This window comes from Candidatus Acidianus copahuensis, from assembly GCF_000632495.1.
GTDB classification, from domain to species: Archaea; Thermoproteota; Thermoprotei_A; order Sulfolobales; family Sulfolobaceae; genus Acidianus; species Acidianus copahuensis.
On the sequence record NZ_JFZT01000044.1, the window covers coordinates 55941 to 76594 of the forward strand.

General features: G+C 36.9%; 21 protein-coding genes. 16 read left to right on the forward strand and 5 right to left on the reverse strand.

Annotated elements, in window-relative coordinates; genetic code table 11:
* Window positions 1-2 precede the first annotated feature (2 nt).
* The 10 genes from CM19_RS07160 (at window position 3) to lysX (ending at window position 12016) form a co-directional block, all read left to right on the forward strand.
* A complete protein-coding gene (locus CM19_RS07160) occupies window positions 3-1208 on the forward strand; it encodes an amidophosphoribosyltransferase (protein ID WP_048099769.1) in 1206 nt (401 codons plus the stop codon).
* Between the two features lie 5 nt (window positions 1209-1213).
* On the forward strand, window positions 1214-2635 hold the full coding sequence (gene purD / locus CM19_RS07165; protein WP_048099770.1) for a phosphoribosylamine--glycine ligase: 1422 nt from the start codon (window positions 1214-1216) through the stop codon (window positions 2633-2635).
* Entirely contained in the window at window positions 2629-3600 is a 972-nt protein-coding gene (gene purM, locus CM19_RS07170; RefSeq protein ID WP_048099771.1) for a phosphoribosylformylglycinamidine cyclo-ligase, read from the forward strand. Before purD ends, purM begins: the two co-directional genes overlap by 7 nt.
* 55 nt (window positions 3601-3655) lie before the next feature.
* A complete protein-coding gene (locus tag CM19_RS07175; RefSeq protein ID WP_048099772.1) occupies window positions 3656-4105 on the forward strand; it encodes a hypothetical protein in 450 nt (149 codons plus the stop codon).
* A 110-nt stretch (window positions 4106-4215) separates the two neighbouring features.
* A complete protein-coding gene (locus CM19_RS07180; protein WP_235185647.1) occupies window positions 4216-4350 on the forward strand; it encodes a ribbon-helix-helix domain-containing protein in 135 nt (44 codons plus the stop codon).
* A gap of 95 nt (window positions 4351-4445) precedes the next feature.
* Complete coding sequence (locus tag CM19_RS07185; RefSeq protein WP_048099774.1) at window positions 4446-5624, forward strand: argininosuccinate synthase; 1179 nt, start codon at window positions 4446-4448, stop codon at window positions 5622-5624.
* Window positions 5614-6954 carry an argininosuccinate lyase gene (gene argH, locus CM19_RS07190; RefSeq protein WP_048099775.1) on the forward strand — a complete coding sequence of 447 codons (1341 nt, stop codon included), beginning with the start codon at window positions 5614-5616 and terminating at the stop codon, window positions 6952-6954. The genes CM19_RS07185 and argH overlap by 11 nt, the downstream gene beginning before the upstream one ends.
* Window positions 6935-8041 (forward strand): glutamine-hydrolyzing carbamoyl-phosphate synthase small subunit, encoded by a 1107-nt coding sequence (gene carA, locus CM19_RS07195; protein WP_048099776.1) that lies wholly within the window; start codon window positions 6935-6937, stop codon window positions 8039-8041. The genes argH and carA overlap by 20 nt, the downstream gene beginning before the upstream one ends.
* Window positions 8031-11171 (forward strand): carbamoyl-phosphate synthase (glutamine-hydrolyzing) large subunit, encoded by a 3141-nt coding sequence (carB, locus tag CM19_RS07200; protein ID WP_048099777.1) that lies wholly within the window; start codon window positions 8031-8033, stop codon window positions 11169-11171. The genes carA and carB overlap by 11 nt, the downstream gene beginning before the upstream one ends.
* The gene (gene lysX, locus CM19_RS07205) at window positions 11168-12016 is read left to right on the forward strand and encodes a lysine biosynthesis protein LysX (protein WP_048099778.1); all 849 of its coding nucleotides are present in this window, start codon (window positions 11168-11170) and stop codon (window positions 12014-12016) included. Before carB ends, lysX begins: the two co-directional genes overlap by 4 nt.
* A gap of 738 nt (window positions 12017-12754) precedes the next feature.
* On the opposite strand, the gene CM19_RS07210 is transcribed toward lysX, so the two are convergent.
* Entirely contained in the window at window positions 12755-13339 is a 585-nt protein-coding gene (locus CM19_RS07210; protein ID WP_048099779.1) for a translin family protein, read from the reverse strand.
* A gap of 91 nt (window positions 13340-13430) precedes the next feature.
* Here CM19_RS07210 and CM19_RS07215 point away from each other — a divergent pair, with 91 nt between their 5' ends.
* Window positions 13431-14384, forward strand: a complete 954-nt coding sequence (locus CM19_RS07215) for a 3-hydroxyacyl-CoA dehydrogenase family protein (RefSeq protein ID WP_081801245.1) — start codon at window positions 13431-13433, stop codon at window positions 14382-14384.
* Window positions 14385-14391: 7 nt separating this feature from the next.
* On the opposite strand, the gene CM19_RS07220 is transcribed toward CM19_RS07215, so the two are convergent.
* On the reverse strand, window positions 14392-14931 hold the full coding sequence (locus CM19_RS07220) for a cupin domain-containing protein (protein ID WP_048099781.1): 540 nt from the start codon (window positions 14929-14931) through the stop codon (window positions 14392-14394).
* A gap of 40 nt (window positions 14932-14971) precedes the next feature.
* Here CM19_RS07220 and CM19_RS07225 point away from each other — a divergent pair, with 40 nt between their 5' ends.
* Window positions 14972-15163 carry a hypothetical protein gene (locus CM19_RS07225; protein WP_235185648.1) on the forward strand — a complete coding sequence of 64 codons (192 nt, stop codon included), beginning with the start codon at window positions 14972-14974 and terminating at the stop codon, window positions 15161-15163.
* A 57-nt stretch (window positions 15164-15220) separates the two neighbouring features.
* On the opposite strand, the gene CM19_RS07230 is transcribed toward CM19_RS07225, so the two are convergent.
* Window positions 15221-15769: a VIT1/CCC1 transporter family protein gene (locus CM19_RS07230; RefSeq protein WP_048099782.1), complete on the reverse strand. Its 549-nt coding sequence runs from the start codon at window positions 15767-15769 to the stop codon at window positions 15221-15223.
* A 45-nt stretch (window positions 15770-15814) separates the two neighbouring features.
* Between CM19_RS07230 and CM19_RS07235 the strand changes: the two genes are divergently transcribed.
* The 3 genes from CM19_RS07235 (at window position 15815) to amrS (ending at window position 17990) form a co-directional block, all read left to right on the forward strand.
* On the forward strand, window positions 15815-16201 hold the full coding sequence (locus tag CM19_RS07235) for a hypothetical protein (RefSeq protein WP_048099783.1): 387 nt from the start codon (window positions 15815-15817) through the stop codon (window positions 16199-16201).
* A 170-nt stretch (window positions 16202-16371) separates the two neighbouring features.
* Window positions 16372-16863 (forward strand): adenosine-specific kinase, encoded by a 492-nt coding sequence (locus tag CM19_RS07240; protein ID WP_048099784.1) that lies wholly within the window; start codon window positions 16372-16374, stop codon window positions 16861-16863.
* A gap of 74 nt (window positions 16864-16937) precedes the next feature.
* Entirely contained in the window at window positions 16938-17990 is a 1053-nt protein-coding gene (amrS, locus tag CM19_RS07245; protein ID WP_048099785.1) for an AmmeMemoRadiSam system radical SAM enzyme, read from the forward strand.
* Here amrS and CM19_RS07250 read toward each other — a convergent pair.
* The gene (locus CM19_RS07250; RefSeq protein ID WP_048099786.1) at window positions 17987-18760 is read right to left on the reverse strand and encodes an enoyl-CoA hydratase/isomerase family protein; all 774 of its coding nucleotides are present in this window, start codon (window positions 18758-18760) and stop codon (window positions 17987-17989) included. The two genes, amrS and CM19_RS07250, sit on opposite strands and share 4 nt — an antisense overlap.
* Before the next feature lie 65 nt (window positions 18761-18825).
* Here CM19_RS07250 and CM19_RS07255 point away from each other — a divergent pair, with 65 nt between their 5' ends.
* Window positions 18826-19386: a hypothetical protein gene (locus CM19_RS07255; RefSeq protein WP_048099787.1), complete on the forward strand. Its 561-nt coding sequence runs from the start codon at window positions 18826-18828 to the stop codon at window positions 19384-19386.
* A 98-nt stretch (window positions 19387-19484) separates the two neighbouring features.
* On the opposite strand, the gene cyoE is transcribed toward CM19_RS07255, so the two are convergent.
* Window positions 19485-20351 (reverse strand): heme o synthase, encoded by an 867-nt coding sequence (gene cyoE / locus CM19_RS07260; RefSeq protein WP_048099788.1) that lies wholly within the window; start codon window positions 20349-20351, stop codon window positions 19485-19487.
* Window positions 20352-20654: the final 303 nt, after the last annotated feature.

Below are 20654 nucleotides of genomic sequence, written 5' to 3' on the forward strand. Positions count from 1 at the left end.
AAATGGCAGGAATATCCGGAATACTAGCCTTTGATAAGGTATGGAATGTAAACAAATTCCTGAAATACTCCCTTATTGGGCTTCAACATAGAGGATATAATTTTACGGGAGTGGCAGTATATAACGAAGGTAAAATAGAGAGTAAAACGTATAATGAATCTCCAGAGGATGCTGAAGTGTCCTACGACGGATGGGCAGGGATAGGATATTCGGGTAGCAGGAAAGGGTATCCTGTAAAGGTAGGAGGTATAGCCTACGTAGTTGATGGAGTACTTAAGGAAAATCCAGAGGAATTTGCAAAAGATCTTTTAAAAGATCCTGAAAGGGCACTCGAAAATGCAAAAGGCGTGTTTAATTTAATAGCTTTAACTGAAAATGAAAAAATAATAGCATATAGAGATAAATTTGGTTTAAGACCATTATTTCTAGGCGGTTTTGGGTTCGACCTAGGTATAGTATCTTCAGAGTCTTCTGGAATTAATGTTATAGGAGGAGATACTAAGAGAGAAATAAATCCTGGAGAGATGGTTGTCCTTGAAAGGTTTAACGTTGAGTCAAAGCAATTGAGAGTTGAAAGAAAAGCTACATGTTCTATAGAATATATTTATCAATCAAGAATAGATGGTATTTTAGAAAAGTCGCAGATATATGATGTAAGAATAAGAATTGGAGAAGAGCTAGCCAAAGAATGGCCAATATCAGCAGATACTGTAGTAGGCGTCCCAGACACTGCTTTACCTTTTGCAATAGGCTATTCGAGAAAGCTAGGTTTAAGAGTTGATTTAGGTTTTACAAGAACTGGCAGTCCAATAAGAACTATGATTGCCGGAGATAATTTTCTTAAGGTTGTAGGAGTTCAACTCAAACTCAATCCAATAAGGTCCGCATTTTTCGGTAAGAGAATAGTACTAATAGACGACTCGATGGTTACTGGTACTACGTTAAAGAACACAGTTTTTAATTTAAGAAAAATGGGAGCAAAAGAGATCCATATCCTTATAGGAAGTCCGAAGCTAGTTAGACCTTGTCCATATGGGGTTGAAGTACCTTCGGAATCAGATCTAATAGCTGCGAATTTAAAGGATGAGGACATAGCAAAAGTTATAGGTGCAGACTCTATACATTGGCTTAGTATAGATGGTCTCTTTAGATCTATAGGGAATAAAGACCTTTGTTACGGTTGTATGGGAGGCATATATCCAGGGTGATATAGATGCAGAGAGTTCTTTTAATTGGTGATGGAGCAAGGGAAAACGCATTTGCCTCAGCCTTAAGTTATCTAAGATTATACGCGTTGTCCTCATTTATTAATCCAGGAATAAAGAAAATAGTTGACTCTTCTGGAGGAAAATATTACATTGGGGACATAAATTCACAAGAATTCGTAAAGAAAGTTAAGGACGATGTTAATCCAGACTTTGCTATTATAGGGCCTGAAGATCCACTATTTCACGGGATTTCTGATGTATTTTATCAAGAAGGAATTCCAGTTATAGGGGCAAGTAGTAAAAATTCAATGATAGAGAAGTCTAAGACCTGGATGAGGCAATTGATGTGGAAGTACGGAATTCCAGGTAGGCTTAGATTTAAGGCATTCTCTAGCATTGAAGATGCAGCGAAGTTTATTATGGAATATGGGGGTTCAGTTGCTGTAAAGCCCTCTGAACAAGTAGGAGGTAAAGGAGTAAAGGTTGTGGCTGATTTACAGGCTTATCTTTCTCAAGAAAAAAGGCTAGCGCTAAGTAAGAGCGTTGATAAAATAGGTGAATTAGTTTCAGATAAAGTAAAAGTAATAGTCGAGGAAAGAGTCGATGGCCCAGAATATACACAGCACGTGTTAACTGATGGGCAGTCTTATTTACCATTGCCTCTAGCTCAAGACTATAAGCACGCATATCAAGACGGTATTGGTCCAGAGACTGGAGGAATGGGTTCGATATCAGGTCCAAGTTCGCTATTACCTTTCATTACTGAAGAGGAATATGAGGATACATTTGATATAGTTAGACAGACAGCCAAAGCAGTAGAGAGAGAAACTGGTGAAAAATACAAAGGTTTCATTTCTGGACAAATGATGCTTACTGATCTATGGGGTCCAACAGTCATAGAGTACTATTCAAGGATGGGGGATCCAGAGACATCGGCTATAATACCTAGGATAAAAAATTTTGGCGAAGTTCTAATACGGGCAGCTGAAGGTCATTTAAACAAAGTTAAGCCAGAAGTGGTAGAGACATCATCAGTAGTCTGGGTTGTATCGCCTTTAGGTTATCCGCTAGATAGAACAATAGCTAGGGGAAAAAGAATTTTTGTAGACGTTAAAAAAATAGAAGATTTCGGTTGTCAAGTGTTCTTTGGTTCAACGTCTTTAGAAGGAGGGCAGATAATAACTCAGGGATCTAGGGCATTAGAACTAGTTGCCCTGGGAGATTATAATGAGGCAGTTAAGAAGCTGGAGCGATGTGTATCATTTGTAGGTTCTGAGACTAGGCTAATATATAGGACTGATATAGGTAAGTCAATTGATGACATGATAGAAAAAGCCGAAATAATAAGGTATTCATATAAGAAAAGGAAGTCTAAGGGAACTCTAGGCATCTCTGCCGATTGGTCGCCAAACGGTGGTATGTGGTGAGCGAATACTCAAGATCTGGTGTAGATCTAGATAAGGTTAAACGTATTCATGACGAGATATCTAAAACAATATCCTCAACCTATACCAGGACAGTTCTGGGAGCAGGTCATTACTCTGGAGTAATTGAGGTAAATGGCATTAAGTTGGCCCTTCATACGGACGGCGTTGGAACCAAGACTATATTAGCCTTAAGATCGGGTATTCTAGAACCTGTCGGTCAAGATTGTGTAGCTATGAATGTAAATGATTTGATATGTATTGGTTCAATTCCTTTAGCTTTAGTTGACTACATCGCGTTAGATAAGCCTTCAACTGATCTAGTATCAAAGGTAATGAGCGGTCTAATTAAAGCCTCAAAGGAGTCTGGCGTTGATATAGTGGGTGGGGAAACTGCTATAATGCCTGGTGTAATAAATGGGTTTGATCTATCTTGCACTGCATTAGGCATAGTTAACGAATTAAAAACTGGTAAAGATATAAGGCCGGGAGATGTAGTAATAGGTTTGAAAAGTAATGGAGTCCATTCAAATGGGTTTTCTCTCATTAGGAGGTTAATAGAGGAAGGCAAAATTGCCTTTGACTCTTGGAAAGACGAACTCATGAAACCCACAGCTCTATATGTGAAACCAATACTTGAAGTCCTTCCATACATAAAGGGCGCTGCACATATAACTGGAGGTTCATTCTCTAAAATACGAAGATTAACCGGGCTAAAGGTTGAACTTTTAGATATGCCTGAACCGCAAGAAGTTTTTAAGGAAATTGAAAAGTCCGGTGTTCCACACGAAGAAATGTACAAAGTGTTTAACATGGGTATTGGTATGACCCTTTTCCTTTCAAAAGAGAATGTCGATGAAGTAATGAAAACTGTTCAAAAATATGTTGACGCTTTTAAAATAGGAGAAGTTAAAGAAGGAGAAGGAATAATAATCAGGACATATAAAAATCAAGTTCTCTCAATATAGAATTTAATGAATATCTTTTAAACTCTAAATCATAAAGCTGATTCTAGTGGTTAATATGAAACCCGTAGATATGAACTCTTTAATAAATTACGTATCTCTAAAAATACTAGGAGGAAGCGATTATTTACTAGACGCTCTAGAGGAATATCTAGTGAATGGCGAAGGACCAGCTATTGTTGCTCATAAATATAACATATCAAAACATCAACTTAGAGGCTACGCACAAAGAATAATCGAAAAAAGTGGGAATGAGGTTAGAGCCAAGAAAGTTATTCCGATTCTTAAGGAGATGGCCTCAGGGATTAAACCGGTTGTGATTAGAGATGAGAACGGCGTATATCAATGCTCACTTTGTGAGACAGTTGTTGCTAGAGAGGATTCTGAGGAACACGTAAGAAAATATCATAAGGATGTCCTTACTTTGTCCATAAAAAATATGATGGAAAAATTGGAAGAGATAAGAGCTAAAAGATCTAAGCCCGTAATATTTACTTCAGCAAGTTAATATTTTTTAGGAGGAAAAAGGCTGTTTAAGCCTTATTATTGCTCTAAAATAGAAAAGGCTCTTTTATATTTGGTAATACGTATGATACCTATATGCGAAAGGTTATTAGCGTGAGGCTGAGAGAAGATATTGTAAAAGAAATTGACTCAAAATGCAAAGAGATGGGATTAAATAGAACTGAATTTATAAAGAAGGCATTAGAGTTTTACATCGATAATAAGAATAACGGTAAAAAGGCTAATTAGTTAAGGTAATCCTTCAGCTTTCTACTTATAGAGAACTACGTAAAAATGATTATTCTCTTAACTTTTAAATCTGTTTTTGTTGCGTTTTCTTGAACATGAAAATAATCCTTGCATATTCAGGTGGTTTAGATACTACTGTATCAATAAGATGGTTAAAGGAAAAGTATCAGGCCGACGTTATAACTGTCACTGTCGACGTAGGTCAAGTGGACGACTTCAAAAAGCTTGAAGAGAGAGCGTATTCAGCTGGGGCAAGCAAACACTATATGATAGACGCAAAGGAGGAGTTTGTAAAAGGTTTCGTAACATATGATATAATTATGAATGGCCTTTATGAGGATGTATACCCACTCTCAACAGCCTTAGCAAGGCCTTTAATAGCAGAAAAGATAGTTGAGGTAGCTAAAAAAGAAGGAACAGAATTCGTCGCCCACGGATCTACTTCAAAAGGTAATGATCAAGTAAGATTTGATCTTGCTGTAATGTCTAAAATGCCTAACGCCAAAATCATAGCCCCAGCAAGGATATGGGGAATGACTAGGCAGGATGAGGTAAAGTTTGCAGAAGAAAGGGGAATTCAAATTAAGTTGGAAAGTAGTAAGTACAGTATAGATGAAAATTTATGGGGAAGAAGTATTGAGGGAGATGTAATTTCTGATCCCTCCGTGGAGGTTCCAGAGGATGCGTTTGAACTTACAAAAAGGACTTCAGACAAATCCAGAATGGTCATAGAGTTCGACAAAGGGATTCCCGTATCCATAAATGGAAAGGATTTGGATTTAGTTACTTTAATTAAAGAAGTTAATAGGATTGCTGGTTCCACTGGCTTTGGTAGGGTAGACCATATAGAGAATAGGGTAGTTGGATTTAAATCAAGGGAAGTCTATGAAGTTCCAGCAGCTTTAGTCCTGATCGCAGCTCATAAGGACTTAGAAAAGATGATTTACACTCCTTTGGAGTTTAGGTTCAAGAAGTATGTGGATAGTCAATGGTCTGACTTGGTTTATCAAGGGTTATGGTATGAGCCATTGAGGGAAACCCTTCAAAGTACTGGTGAGGGAATGAACAAGTGGATCATGGGAAAGGTTGAGGTAGAAGTTCAAGGAGACGGTATGAGAATTATCGGAAGAGAATCGATAAATTCTCCGTACTCTGACAAGGTAGCCAGTTACAATAAGGGATGGTATCCCTCTGATGAGATGGCAAGAGGTTTTATAGAGATGTGGGGTATGCATTCGTTGTTAGCGAGAAAGGTGAGGTCAGATGCTTTATAGAAAATGGGGTTCTTCGGAGGATGAGGTAGTAAAGTATACTTCGTCTGTGCTTTCTGATAAAGAAATAATGGATGAAGTTAAGCTCACAATGAAAGTTCATGTGATAGAGCTTTACCTAGATAAGGTAATAAGTAAAGAGACATGTAAGAACGTAATTTCTGTAATAAATTCCTTTAAGGAGATAGGAGAAGAATATGAAGACGTTCATGAAGCTTTAGAGGATTACATAATAAAAAAAGTGGGGAAGGACGGTGACTGGATTGGTCTAGGGAGAAGTAGGAATGACCATGTAGCTACAGCTTTGAGGGTGAAGGCAAGAAACGAACTACTTGACCTTTTGGATGAAATAAATAAGGCGAGAGAAAAGATTCTCGAAGTAGCTGAGTCATCTACTGATATAATATTTCCGACTTTTACTCATCTACAACCTGCACAACCTTCCACTTTAGCTCACTATCTATTATATCTCGAGGAAGAGCTGAGCTCGAGGTGGAAGTCAATATTTAGTTCTTTGAAATTAGTCAATAGATCTCCATTAGGAAGTGGGGCAATTGTTGGAACGAACTTTAAGCTAAATAGGGAAAGAGAAGCGGAACTTTTAGGATTTGATGAGGTAATAGTTAACACAATATCAGCCACATCCTCAAGAGGAGATCTTATAAGCGCAGTTCTCGAAGTATGTAATCTTGATCTTGCTCTTAGTAGATTTGCTGAAGATATGGTTTTTCTTTCCTCCAAATTTGTCGACTTACTTGAGCTTCCAGATTCCCACGTTAGCACGAGTAGCCTAATGCCGCAGAAGAGAAATCCAGTTACTATGGAGATATTGAGGGCAAAGGCTGGCGAATGCTTAGGTAACGTTATATCCCTATCAACTATTTATAAGGGGTTGCCATCAGGTTATGATTTAGACATACAAGAGATGAATCCGCATTATTGGATTCCAATAATTGAAGCAAAAAGGAATATTGAAGTTATTCATTCCTTAATTCAAGGTCTTAAAGTAAAGAGCTCTATTAAGGATGAAACTGTATTAGCTACTGATGAAGCCGAGTTACTGTCGATGAAAGGAGTTCCCTATAGAGAGGCATACTTTGATATCTCTACTCGAGTAAGACAAGGTTCATTTAAACCTTCTGAGAACTTCGAAAGTTCTATACGAAACAAAGCTGTAATAGGTTCACCCAATCCAGAAATCCTTAAGCGAGACTTGAAAGATTATCGTGAGAGGTTAGAAAGGGACAAAAGAATATTAAAGGAATATAAAGACGAGATATTCTCGAAATTAGCTCAACTGAGGGCGTTAGAAGATGATATGCAAGAGGGATAAGAAAGGGTATATTTACTTAGAAGACGGTACGCTAATTGAGGGCTGTGGATTTGGAAAGTCTGGGATTAGGTCTGGTGAAGTAGTATTTACAACTTCTATGAATGGTTATCCAGAATCGTTAACCGATCCGTCATATAAGGGTCAAATTTTGGTAATTACTCATCCATTAGTAGGAAATTACGGAGTCCCAAAAAAACAGGACATATCAGGAATATTGAAGAACTTTGAGTCTGATAGGATACAGGTAGAGGGTTTAGTTGTAGTTGAAGAGACAGATCCACATAAGTGGAATTCTGATATGAGTCTAAATGAGTGGTTAACCTCTGAAGGTGTTCCTGGCGTTTCAGATGTCGATACTAGAATGATAGTAAAGAAAGTCAGAAGCTATGGAGTTATGATGGGAGTTATATCATCTGGAGTTAAGATTGACGAACCTGAGAAATATCTAGAGAGAAAATATGACGAAATAGATTTTACTGAATTTACTTCTCCTAAAGTTCCAATAATTCATCAAGGGAAAGGAAAGGACTTAATTGTTTTGGTTGACTGTGGTATAAAACACGGGATTCTACAAGAACTATACTTAAGAGGATTTACTATTGTTAGGGTTCCATGTAAGTTTTCAGCTGACAAAATTATGGATTATATGCCTAAAGGCGTTGTATTTGGTAATGGTCCAGGAAATCCAAATTTATTTTCATCTCTGGTCAAAAATTATAAAGATCTAGTGGAGTATGGTATACCAATAATGGGAATTTGTTTAGGTCACCAGATCACAACTTTAGCCTTTGGAGGAAAAGTTAAGAAAATGAAGTACGGTCATAGAGCCATAAATAAGCCTGTAATAGACGTTACTGACAATAAGTGTTATATAACAACTCATAATCACGGTTACGGAGTATTTAAGGAAGATGTTCCTCAAGACATGAAGGTTTGGTTCTATAATCCAGATGACATGATAGTTGAGGGTTTAGTTCACCAAAAGTTACCCATTATAACTGTTCAGTTTCATCCAGAGGCTAGACCAGGACCATGGGATGTAACTTGGATCTTCGATAAATTTAGGGTGATGTTAAATGGACATTAGGAAAGTAATTGTAGTAGGTTCAGGTCCCATAAAAGTAGCAGAGGCAGCTGAATTTGACTATAGTGGAAGTCAAGCGCTAAAGGCATTGAAGGAAGAAGGGATCTCAACTGTCCTTGTTAACTCTAATGTAGCTACTGTACAAACAAGCTATAGAATGGCTGATAAGATATACATGTTGCCTATAACTTGGTGGGCTGTAGAGAAGGTTATAGAACAAGAAAGACCAGATGGAATTCTGATAGGATTTGGAGGACAGTCTGCTCTTAATGTAGGTGTAGATTTATATAAAAATGGAATATTACAGAAATATGGAGTTAAGGTTCTTGGAACTCCAATAGAGGGCATAGAAAGAGCTTTGAGTAGGGAGAAATTTAGGGAAACAATGATTAACGTTAACATTCCAGTACCTCCTAGTTTGTCAGCTAAAAACGAAGAAGAAGCGTTAGAGAGGGCAAGAGAAATTGGATACCCCGTGATGGTTAGGGTTAGCTTTAACTTAGGGGGTAGAGGTTCTATAGTAGCTTGGAAGGAAAACGATCTGAAAAAGGAGATAGGTAGAGCATTTTCTCAAAGCTATATTCATGAGGTTCTAATAGAGAAATATTTACATCATTGGAAGGAACTAGAATATGAGGTAGTAAGGGATAATAAGGGAAACAGTGCGGTAATAGCTTGCATTGAAAACCTAGATCCAATGGGAGTTCATACAGGAGAATCTACAGTTATTGCTCCCTGTCAGACGCTTGACAATATGGAATATCAGGATATGAGAAGGTATTCTGAGATGGTAGCCAAGTCTATAGATTTAACTGGGGAATGTAACGTACAGTTCGCCATAAGTCCAAATAGTTATTCCTTTTATGTAATTGAGACCAATCCAAGGATGTCTAGATCTAGCGCTCTTGCAAGTAAGGCCACAGGATATCCTCTAGCTTATGTTTCTGCAAAGCTTGCGTTAGGCTATTCCCTCCATGAAATCATAAACAAAGTCTCTGGTTCAACATGTGCATGTTTTGAGCCAAGTCTTGATTACGTAGTGATAAAAATACCCAGATGGGATCTTCAAAAGTTTGAAAACGCTGATCAATCTCTAGCTACCGAGATGAAGAGCATTGGAGAAGTGATGAGTATAGGTAGGAACTTTGAGGAAGCTATACAAAAAGCTATCAGAATGTTAGATCTTGATGAACCAGGAATAGTCGGAGGAAAAACGTTCTTCTCGGCTATGAGTAAGGATGAAGCAATTTCTAAGCTTACATCAAGGAGTCCGTATTGGTTCCTTTACGCTGCTAAGGCATTTAAAGAAGGTGCAACGGTTGACGAAATATATGAAGCAACAGGCGTAGATAGGTTCTTTCTCAAAAAAATTAAGGATCTCGTTTACTTCTATAACGGTTTAAAGGAAAGGAAAAGCTTAACAAGGGAAACTATTGAATACGCAAAGAAATTAGGATTCAGTGATAAACAGCTTGCCTCAGCGTTAGGTTACGAAGAAGGAAGCGTAAGAAAAATGAGGAATGAAAACGGAATTAGCCCTGTAATAAAGCAAATAGATACTTTAGCAGGAGAATGGCCAGCAGTAACCAATTACCTTTACGTTACATACAACGGTAGAGAAGACGATATTGAGACTACAAGGGGTGGGAATAAACTGTTAATTCTAGGTTCTGGAGTTTTTAGAATTGGGGTATCTGTTGAATTTGATTGGGGTGTTATATCCTTACTCGATGCAGCCTCAAAGTACTTTGATGAGGTTGCGATTCTAAACTATAACCCAGAGACAGTTTCAACTGATTGGGACGTAGCAAGAAAATTGTACTTTGATGAAATTTCTACAGAGAGAATACTAGACATTGTAAGAAAGGATAACTTTAGATATGTTGCGACCTTTGTGGCTGGACAAATTGGCAATAATCTGGCTAAAGATCTTGAGGACAATGGCGTTAGGCTTTTTGGTACGTCTGGGCGCGCCGTTGATGTAGCTGAGGATAGGAATAAATTCTCTTCTCTCTTAGATAAACTGGGATTAAAGCAACCTGAATGGATATCAGCCATTAGCATAGAAGAGGTCAAGAAGTTCGTTGATAGAGTTGGTCTTCCAGTAATAGTAAGGCCTAGTTATGTCCTAAGTGGTTCCTCAATGAGGATAGTGAAAACTACAGAAGAGTTAATACGCACTATTGATGACATTAAGGTCTCATCTAAGTTCCCTGCAGTAATCTCTAAATTCCTGGATGGTGCAATTGAGGCTGAAATAGATGCTGTATCAGATGGAAAAGGCGTAGTTGGAGTTGTATTGGAACACGTAGAAGAGGCAGGTGTTCATAGCGGAGATGCAACAATAACTATCCCAGAAAGACAACTGAATTATGCGATAAAACAACAAATGAAAGAAGCTGGGCTTAGAATAGCTAGAGAAATAGAGATAAAAGGGCCTTTCAATTTACAGTTTATAGTTAAGGATGGTGAACCTTACATAATTGAACTTAACTTAAGGGCTAGTAGGTCTATGCCTTTTAGTAGTAAGGCTAAAGGGATAAATCTCATTCACCTCGGAGTAGACGGGATATTAAATGGGCTTAGGACTGATGAGTTTGAGGAACCTGAGTCGAGAAGTTGGGCAGTAAAGTCTCCTCAATTCTCATGGGCTCAAATAAAGGGGGCTTATCCATTCTTAGGACCTGAGATGAAGAGCACTGGTGAGGCTGCATCGTTTGGTGTAGACTTTTATGATGCACTGATAAAGAGTTGGCTTTCCTCTCCTCCTAATAGGATTCCAGAAAAGGGGAAGTATGCGATAATTTATGGAAAGAGCAATATAGAGTCCCTTAAAGAAGCTGCAGAAAACCTAAGTAAGTATGGAATGGAAGTTGTTTCGTTACAGGGGTCTAGCGTTTGGGAAGAAGAATTAGAAAGTAGCGCTGCCTTAGCCTTAATAGTTAATGGTAAAGTTGGACTTCTAATAACTGATGGTTATCTGAAGCCAATAGATTACGCTATTAGGAGAGAGGCAGTAGACTATAACGTGCCCGTTATTCTAAACGGCAGATTAGGAAAGGAGATAACTAAAGCACTATTTAAGACGAACATAACTTATTATGAAAAAAGTTATTACGGTGTCAAATCATGAGGATAGCACTAGTAGTTGATATAATAAGACAAGAAGAGAAATTAATAGTTAAGGCATTAAATGACCACGGTATAGATTACGACGTAATTAATGTAGCCCAAGAACCAATACCTTTTAACAAAGCCCTAGGCAGGTACGATGTTGGGATCATAAGGGCTATAAGCATGTATAGATCGCTTTACTCAGCTGCAGTTCTTGAAGGTGCAGGAGTTCACACAATAAATTCCAGTGATGTTATAACAGTGGCAGGGGATAAGATCCTCACATATTCGAAGCTCTTTAGAGCAGGTATTCCTATACCAGATTCTGTAATAGCTATGTCTCCAGATAGTGCGCTCAAGGCATATGAACAAGTCGGATTTCCACTAATAGACAAACCTCCAATAGGAAGCTGGGGTAGATTAGTGTCGCTTGTAAGAGATATATTTGAGGGTAAAACAATTACAGAGCATAGAGAAATGATAGGCAATTCGGCGCTTAAGATACACATCATCCAGGAGTATATTAAAGAAAAAAATAGAGATATTCGCTGCATTGTTCTTAGCAAGGATGAACTTCTTGGTTGTTACGCGAGAAATATACCTCCAAATGAATGGAGAGCTAATGTAGCTCTTGGAGGAAATCCAAGTTCCTTACAAATTGATGAAAAACTAAAGGAGATCGTGCTTAAGGCCTCTAACGTAATAAATGGCGAATTTGTCTCTGTTGATATACTTGAGCATCCATCTAAAGGATATGTAATAAATGAGTTTAATGATACACCTGAATTTAAGGGCTTCATGTTAGCTACGGGTATAAATGTTCCCGAGAAACTCATAAGCTATATTGAAAGGGGTTTTTCATGATATCTTCAGCCGTAGTTAGCAGTTTCGCTTAAATTATGACATCTTAGTATGTAGCGATTTTTCCTTCTTCCAAAAACTTATGTATCTTTAAATGAAGATTAATTTAAGTCCTAATTGAAGTGAGTATATCCGAAATTAGATCAAAGAAAGTCTTTGAATGCATATGCGCGTGTTAAAAATTGGCTGACTAATAAACGCTAGTGTAAATATCTTCCTAAAGATGTGCTGGTTTCCCACAATTCTGAGGCCTTTGACAAGGCTTTCAAGAATTTTGCAGATGGGGTTACCTCGTTAATAGGTGAATCGTTATGATGAATGTTTACCTAGAACGTGCTGAAATCCAAGGCTTTACGGATAAGGAAAAAATGTCCGTAAAACTAAACCCCTCAATGAGGTAAGAGTTAGCGTAGGTAAGGCATAAGGTGAGCTTGGACTTTGCTTTAAAGGATTCGTGTCTAGTGAATTTAGTATGATAAAAGGAAATTTGAAATCATACAGTTTTACTGTAGGGATCTTTATATTTATCTTCACTGAATTAAGGGGAGGGAAGATTACAGTGAGGGAGAGGGAAGATCACCTTATTCCCAAAAAATTATAAAGTTTATTGTAAATAGTAATCAGATGGTCAATAAACCTATTTGTTACAACTGAAAGCCTCGCTCTTCAGAGCGGGGAGGAGGTCAGATCTTGAAAGGATCTGAAAGTTATAGTATAGTGTTATTTGCGCTCTGTCTAAACTTAAATAGTTGCTAAGAATAGGTCATGTCTTGTCTCCTCTACTATTCTTCTTAAAGCGTCTATTTTTTGCCTCAAACCCGGAACAAGTGACTTTGGATACTCCAGTTTCCATATGGATTCGTATAGGATATCCATCTTTTCCATAGTCTTTTCTGCATCTTCTTTTTTATCCTTCCGTAAGAATTCTAAGATAGCCCTTCGCATTTCTCCTATAGCATCTGCAATTCCATCAATAAAGTATGTATCAGGAATTCCTAATTCGTTCGGTAACATTACGTCAAGGTTAAAGTAAAAGCTTAACACTATATCTGCTTCCGCGAGTTCCTGAAATGAAACTCCAACGTCTCCGTAAAGTAGTTCTGGATAGTCACTTACAATTTTTTGAATCTCTTTAGCTTTTTCTATCGCCTTATGGAACTTCTCTTTCGCCTCACTTTCCTTTCCTCTATGACATAGAGAAATTGTTTCTCCAGATACCCTAATGAGTTCCCTAGAAAGTAAGAGGAGTTTTTCTTTATTATCAAATCTATCCATTAGTTTTTTCTCAACATTCTCGAGATATTCTACGAGCTTATCCGTATTCATTTGGCTTTAATTGTTATCTTTAGCTTATAAGTTAGTCTCTATCTTTATGTATAGAAATATACTCTTATATTACTTATACATGTTTAAACTTATGATAAAACGCATAGCAGTGGTTGGAGCGGGACTAATAGGCTCTGGATGGGCTACCCTTTTTGCAACTAAGGGATATGATGTATCCATGTATAGCGAAAAGTCGGAAACTCTTGATAAAGGCATGCAAAAAGTGCGAGGATATCTAAACGTAATGAAGGAAGTCGGAATGATTTCTGAAAATCCGGAGAGTATATACTCTAGAGTTAAACCTACTACTAGCTTGGATGAAGTGATCACTGGTGCAGACTTCGTAATAGAGGCTGTAAAAGAGGACTACGACGTTAAAAAGAGGATCTTAGGTTATATAGATGACAAACTTGATAAAGGGATAGTAATTGCAAGTAGTACTTCTGGCTTACTTATGACAGAAATGCAGAAAGGCATGAAGAAATATCCTGAGAGAGGAGTCATTGCACATCCTTGGAATCCTCCTCATCTTCTGCCATTGGTCGAAATAGTTCCAGGCGAGAAAACCTCAAGGGAAACTCTAGACATTACCAAGGATCTTATGGAAAAAGTTGATAGGGTTGTAGTAATGCTCAAGAAAGAGGTACCTGGATTTATTGGTAATAGATTAGCGTTCGCATTATTTAGGGAGGCCGTTTACCTAGTAGATGAAGGCATAGCCACTGTTGAGGATATAGATAAAGCAATGACTGCTGCCATAGGCTTAAGGTGGGCTTTCATGGGACCTTTTCTAACATATCACTTAGGAGGAGGTGAAGGCGGACTAGAGTACTTCTTTAGTCAAGGATTTGGATATGGTGCAAATGAGTGGATGAACACGCTTGCAAAATATGATAAGTTTCCCTATACTGGTGTCGTTAAGGCTGTACAGCAAGTAAAGGATTATTCCTTCACTAAAGGTAAAACATTTCAAGACTTATCTAAGTGGAGAGATAAAAAACTCCTAGAAGTATATAAAGTCGTATATGAAAAAGATGGAAAATAGTTTTTTCCTATTCCTTAAATTCTAGAATACCCATATTTTCTAAAAGAGGCGAGTCAGTTACGTCAAATAAAACTGCTTCCTCACTCCCTGTGTTTATATGACTATGAACAGCGTTAGCGGGTATGACGAAAATATCTCCCTGTTCCCAGTAATATTTTTCTCCGTCAATTACTGAATATCCTATACCTTTTACCACGAGGTAAATAGACGCCATGTTATGAGAATGTGGTTTGGTTTCTGTTTTAGGTTCTATATATTGAAGTCCAGCCATCATAGTGGGCGTAAGTCCTTTAGATCTTCCCGTACTTGGAGAGTAAAACATAATCTTAGCAACTCCTTTCTGAACTTTTCCTTCTGCAGCTATCGCTTTTAGAAGGTGTAACGTTCTCTTAAATCTTATAACCTTCGGCTTCACATCTGCAGGTGGGGTAGTGTCTTCCATGAAAGCTATAACTTTTAGATCATCCTCTTCTATTTCTTTTATGAGTGATTTGATATCCTTCAAGTACTCTTCCTGCTTATCCTCTCTTTCTAAAGTTTTTGTCATTGGTTTAAATTGTTTAAATTGTTTAAAAAGGTGTCGATAAATGATGGAGTGTTACGTAAAGGAAGAGGATCAAGAACTGTGTGTTGTTATATGCGGTAAGGTTATATGTGATGAAGAAACCGTTAAAAGTTATGGCAAGTTATGTGAGAAATGCGAGAAAGGGGACAAGAAGGCTTGTGTAGAACTCCTCTCAAGATATGGTTGTTGGAGTTCAAGCGGTTGGTGGTTATAAGTTAAGGTATGTAGAAGAGAATCAAAGCTTATCCATTCTAATGGATGTAGAGAAAAATTATGTATTAAGAATTACAGTTATTACAGCGGTTATTACACCAGCTATTAAAATTAATAAACCTGATAGTACTTTTTCCTTAAAACTACCTTCATATGAAAGCCCAAGCAAGAAAAGAACTATCATTGAAATTCCAATAATTATCCCTAAATTCCTAGAATAGTCGTAACTCAAAAGAAGAATAATTCCTAAGAATGGAGAAGAACCGTGAGTGATTGTTGATAAGAATATAGTGGCTTTTGTACCATAATCATATATTGTCCCCTTTAAACTTCTCATCATTTGTCTTTGAAGCTCATTGTATTCCTCTATTTTCTCCTTAGCCTCTACAACAAGGGAATTCCACGCTGAGGATATTGCAACTGCGGTTATTCCGCTTATTGTAGCAAGATTAGTATCTCTTACACTGAGATTTGTAGCTAGCGCAGATACAACAATCCCCATGGTTAACAATATTCCATCAAAAGAGCCTAGGATAAGATACCTTCTCAAAATAGATTTCTCATATTTTAGCGAATACTTGAAAGCCTCCAATACTTTTTCCAACATATGTTGATTCAACTTAAATATCAGAGGTTATATTAGACTTTTATCATGAATAAGAGATTGCTCTTGGTTTTAGGGATAGTAATACTTGTAATAACAATCGCCGGTGTATTTTTGGCATCAAATTATAAAACGAGGGTTTACGTGAGTGCAGTTCCAGGAGTTTCAGTTAATGGAAAATATCCTCTCACAGTTAAAGTTATAATGAACTATGGACCTTTTGGAGGTCAATCTCCGCTTTCAGATGCTGTAGTCCAGATATATGCTGGTGGTCATTTCTTAGAGGAGAACTTTACTAACTCTAGCGGAGAAATAACATTTTATCTTCCTAAAGGAAGCTATGAAGTTATTGTAACGCAGCTACACTATAGCGTAAATGTAAATCTCAATACTGGAAAAGTGATAGAAGTTAACTACGCTTATCTAAAATCATGATCAGAGTTTTTATAAAAATAATATGAAGTTAGTGTTTTTAAAACTTGAACACAATTTATGATTTTCTTCTAAACTAATTTATTTTTTTTAAACATCATTAACAGTTACTAATGTTTCCCAACTTAAGAAGCACATATTAGTAACTTCTTAGCAAACTTACATGAATACCTATGCCTGAGGTAAAAATTGACGTGGTAACTATAGATATACCTGAAGGCACTAACGTAATCGTCGGTCAATCGCACTTTATAAAAACTGTTGAGGATATGTATGAAACTTTGGCTTCATCATCCCCCTCTTTAAAATTTGGTTTTGCGTTCTGTGAGGCTAGTGGAAAAAGATTAATTAGATATGATGGTAACGACCAGGATCTGGTCAAGATAGCGATTGAAAATGCAAAAAAGATTGGTTCCGGTCATTCATTTGTTCTATATTTAAAGAATGGTTTTCCAATAAACGTATTGAATAGGATTAAGAGTCTTGACGAGGTCATAACGATCTTTGCTGCAACAGCTAACCCACTGCAAGTAATAGTGGCTGAAACGAATCAGGGAAGGGGAATTCTTGGAGTAGTAGATGGATTTAGTCCGCTGGGTGTAGAAGGAGATGAGGATATAAAGGAAAGAAAAGAACTTCTTAGGAAGTTTGGTTATAAAAAATAAATTTTCTTTTTAATCTTTCTAATTTAAAGAATTGATATGTTAGGTTTATATTCTCTAAATCTGAGACTTCAGTAATGAAAGAGGCAGTACTTTACCATAAAGAAAGCAATAAGATCAGATGTACGGCATGTGCTAGGAAATGTTTGATAGGAGAAGGGCAAATAGGATTTTGTGGAGTTAGATACGTTAGTGACGGGAAACTTTATTTAGGAGTATATGGAAAAGTGGCAGCGGCACATGTAGATCCTATTGAGAAAAAACCTTTGGTTCACTTTTATCCAGGTTCAAGAGTTTTTTCATTTTCTACATATGGTTGTAATTGGATGTGTGCGTATTGTCAAAATTATGACTTAAGCCAAAGGAGAAGAATGGAGGGGACTGAATTATCTGTTAATGAGATAATTGAAATGGCAAGGTCTTATGAATCCGAGGGAATAACATACACCTATAATGAGCCATCAATTTTTATTGAGTTTGCTCATGATGTAGGGGTATTAGCGCATAAGTACGGATTATTCAATACAATGGTAACTAATGGTTACTGGACTGATGAAACGGTTGAATATTCGAAAAAATTTCTAGACGCTGTAACGGTAGACTTTAAGGGAAATGGCGAAGAGAAGTTCATGAAAAGATATATTAGTGCTTCTGGACCTGAACCAATATTAGAAACTATTGCTAGTTTAAACAAACTTGGAGTGCATGTTGAAGTAACTGACTTGATAATTCCAGAAATAGGAGATAATTTAGAAGTAGCTAAGAAACTTTTATCTAAAATCATGGATATTTTAGGTCCAGATGTTCCAATACACTTTCTCAGGTTTCATCCTGACTATAAACTTGATACCTTACCTTATACACCCGTAGAGATCCTGGAGAAACATTATAGGTTGGCAAAAGAAATGGGATTTAATTTTGCTTATGTTGGAAACGTTCCAGGCCATCCTCTAGAAAATACGTATTGTCCTTCATGCGGGAATCTAGTGATCGGCAGATATGGATTCAGGATAACTCAATGGAATTTAACTCAGGATATGAGATGTAAGTATTGTGGGCATAAGTTACCAATTAAAGGTAAATTATCAAAAAATGCATTTGAGGATAGATTTGAGCCAGTTTTCATTTAACTTCCCTTAAACTGTGGTTTTCTCTTTTGTAGGAATGCTGATACACCCTCATTTTTATCTTGGGTTGAGAATGCCGTAGACCATCCAAGACTTTCCATACTTAGGCCAGAAAGTATAGGTGAGTCATTTCCCCTTAAGACAACCTCCTTAAGTAATGCTAAAATAACAGGAGACTTCTCCGCTAACTTTAAGGCAAGGTTTCTAGTTTCCTCTTCCAAGGAAGAAAGAGGAACAACCTTATTTACTAACCCCATTTTCTCAGCGTCAGAAGCAGTTATTCTATCTCCTGTCATCATAATTTCTAAAGCCTTTGATTTTCCCACGAGTCTAGTCAATCTTTGAGTTCCTCCAAAACCAGGGTAAATTCCCAAGTTTATTTCTGGTAATCCTAGCTGAGCTTCTATTGCCGCTACTCTTAAATCGCAAGATAACGCAAGTTCAAGTCCTCCTCCTAGTGCGTAGCCATTTATCATTGCGATAGTCGGCTTACTCAAATTCTCTATTTTATCCATAAGCCCTCTACCTTTCTTTGCGAATTTCCATGCGTCAATGGGGCTTAATTTTGTGAACTCGGTAATATCAGCTCCTGCTGAAAAAGCTTTTCCTGAACCAGTAAAAATGAGTACTCTTGTCTCACTATCTTCTTCATATTGTTCAACACTTTCCCATATTTCTTCAATTAGTTTACTATCTAATGCGTTAAGTTTTTCGGCTTTATTTAATATTATCCAAGCTAAATTCCCTTCTTTTTTTGTTAAAACAAATTGCATGGTGTATCTCTTCATTAAAAATTATTAAACAATGCTTTAATCTTTGTTTTACATAAACTGAGTATATGAGACTAGACAAGCGAGAGCTATACTTTTTGCCGATTTCAGCTATACCATTTGCTGGGGGAGTAGTTTACCCTATTGTAGTTGTAAGAAGGCTTAGGGACTTTGTTGAAACATTGGTTTATGTCTCCATGGCCATACCACTATTTACTGCATCAGATGTTCTACTCTCCTTATTTTACTTTAGGAGTCTTATTTACGTTTTGATTGGATACTCGATCGCAGCTCCAATTGTTTCGTCCTATGCTCTTTATAGGTTATACGAGAATGTTAACGTTAGTGTAAACGAATACTATATAGAGGTTAATTTGAAAATACCAATTAATAATGCTGAACTTTACGACATGAATGCCCTGTTCGAGAAAGTGTTTAATAAGGCCCTTAAGAAGCTTAAGAACCCTTACTACTACTACAAGCTTAAGGCGTTATCTAACTGCTCTAATCTTAAGGTTACTTTATCTGAGAATAAGATAACATTGAGAAAAAGATGTGGAGATATAGTCGTAGAAGTTAATATAAGTAATAACACCGAGGCTCAGATGAAGGTATCTATCTCATATTAAAATTGGACTTGATCTTATTAAAATTGGACTTGATCTTACTCATTAAGGAGTGTTTATTAACAGTGAGCAGGTAATCTTTTTGAAAGATAGTTTTCAAATTAAATAATAGCAAAGAACTTTATTATTATAACTGTTATTAAAAGTATAGCTAGATATGGGGCAGATACTTTAAATGAAGTCCATGCTTCTTTTCCAGTAGGATTTCTTAATAATCTTATTGTAAAGTAAAACAAGATGGCAGACATAATTGTTGTAACTATAGCGTATGGTATTCCCACAAATGGAAATATAGATAAAGCAAAAGGTATCATAAGCGCGTTGGATATTGCTATATACCTCGCTGCGTCTCTCTCAGGAAGTAAAACAGGTAGCATTGGAATTCCTGCTTTATCGTAATCATCTTTATACCTTAATGCCAATGACCAGAAATGACCAGGCGTCCACATGAATATTAACATACCTAGTAAAAGAGAAGAAAGAGTGAAATTATCACTCATTGCTGCATATCCTGCCCAGGCGGCTGCACTTCCTGCAAAACCTCCTATTACAATGTTTAATGGACTTCTTGGTTTTAACCAAACAGTATATACAAAAATGTATATAAGTCCACCAAGCAGAATAAAGAAGGAAGTTAGAGGATTCGCAAATAATCCTATAGCCGTTCCAATTGCAAGTAATGCCGCTCCTACAGTTATAGCTTCCTTTTTTGATATATATCCCATAACTGTAGGTCTTTTAGACGTCCTTTTCATAACTTTATCCTTATCTATCTCAACCCCTTCATTTACTATCATTGAACCTCCTGAAGCTAATGTACCTCCTAAAAGAACAGCTATTAATGGTAATACACTTATTTTTCCAACAAGGAACGCACCAGCTAATGCTGCAAGGTCAAGTAACCAAATAATCCTAGGTTTACTCAGTTTAGCGTAGTATATTAGCCTTGTTTGAATTGAAGTAGACAATCTTAATGCACCTATTTAAACATCTATCCTTGGACTTAAAAGCTTAAATATTTACGGTTTTTTAATATTGTAAAATGTATTCAACAATATTTTTCTTTTAATGAATAGATTTTTACTTATATTCCAAGTATATTAGTAATTATAGTTACGTCTAGATTTTATTGTAGTTTGGATTTTACGGACATTTATTGCCAGTAAAATCCTTGGGCTTCACATCGTTCTGAACAAAGATCATCATTACTAACCATTAGCGGAAAACCCCACCTAGACCACGACTCGGAATGTGGGGGAAATCCGCACACT

Coding starts and splice junctions, on each gene's coding strand:
- CM19_RS07215 (WP_081801245.1), top strand. CDS start 13,431: ATGATAAAACGCATAGCAGTGGTTGGAGCGGGACTAATAGGCTCTGGA.
- purD (WP_048099770.1), top strand. CDS start 1,214: ATGCAGAGAGTTCTTTTAATTGGTGATGGAGCAAGGGAAAACGCATTT.
- CM19_RS07185 (WP_048099774.1), top strand. CDS start 4,446: ATGAAAATAATCCTTGCATATTCAGGTGGTTTAGATACTACTGTATCA.
- CM19_RS07175 (WP_048099772.1), top strand. CDS start 3,656: ATGAAACCCGTAGATATGAACTCTTTAATAAATTACGTATCTCTAAAA.
- CM19_RS07225 (WP_235185648.1), top strand. CDS start 14,972: ATGATGGAGTGTTACGTAAAGGAAGAGGATCAAGAACTGTGTGTTGTT.
- CM19_RS07220 (WP_048099781.1), bottom strand. CDS start 14,931: ATGACAAAAACTTTAGAAAGAGAGGATAAGCAGGAAGAGTACTTGAAG.
- carB (WP_048099777.1), top strand. CDS start 8,031: ATGGACATTAGGAAAGTAATTGTAGTAGGTTCAGGTCCCATAAAAGTA.
- CM19_RS07210 (WP_048099779.1), bottom strand. CDS start 13,339: ATGAATACGGATAAGCTCGTAGAATATCTCGAGAATGTTGAGAAAAAA.
- CM19_RS07230 (WP_048099782.1), bottom strand. CDS start 15,769: ATGTTGGAAAAAGTATTGGAGGCTTTCAAGTATTCGCTAAAATATGAG.
- CM19_RS07240 (WP_048099784.1), top strand. CDS start 16,372: ATGCCTGAGGTAAAAATTGACGTGGTAACTATAGATATACCTGAAGGC.
- argH (WP_048099775.1), top strand. CDS start 5,614: ATGCTTTATAGAAAATGGGGTTCTTCGGAGGATGAGGTAGTAAAGTAT.
- carA (WP_048099776.1), top strand. CDS start 6,935: ATGATATGCAAGAGGGATAAGAAAGGGTATATTTACTTAGAAGACGGT.
- CM19_RS07250 (WP_048099786.1), bottom strand. CDS start 18,760: ATGCAATTTGTTTTAACAAAAAAAGAAGGGAATTTAGCTTGGATAATA.
- CM19_RS07160 (WP_048099769.1), top strand. CDS start 3: ATGGCAGGAATATCCGGAATACTAGCCTTTGATAAGGTATGGAATGTA.
- CM19_RS07255 (WP_048099787.1), top strand. CDS start 18,826: ATGAGACTAGACAAGCGAGAGCTATACTTTTTGCCGATTTCAGCTATA.
- amrS (WP_048099785.1), top strand. CDS start 16,938: ATGAAAGAGGCAGTACTTTACCATAAAGAAAGCAATAAGATCAGATGT.
- CM19_RS07235 (WP_048099783.1), top strand. CDS start 15,815: ATGAATAAGAGATTGCTCTTGGTTTTAGGGATAGTAATACTTGTAATA.
- lysX (WP_048099778.1), top strand. CDS start 11,168: ATGAGGATAGCACTAGTAGTTGATATAATAAGACAAGAAGAGAAATTA.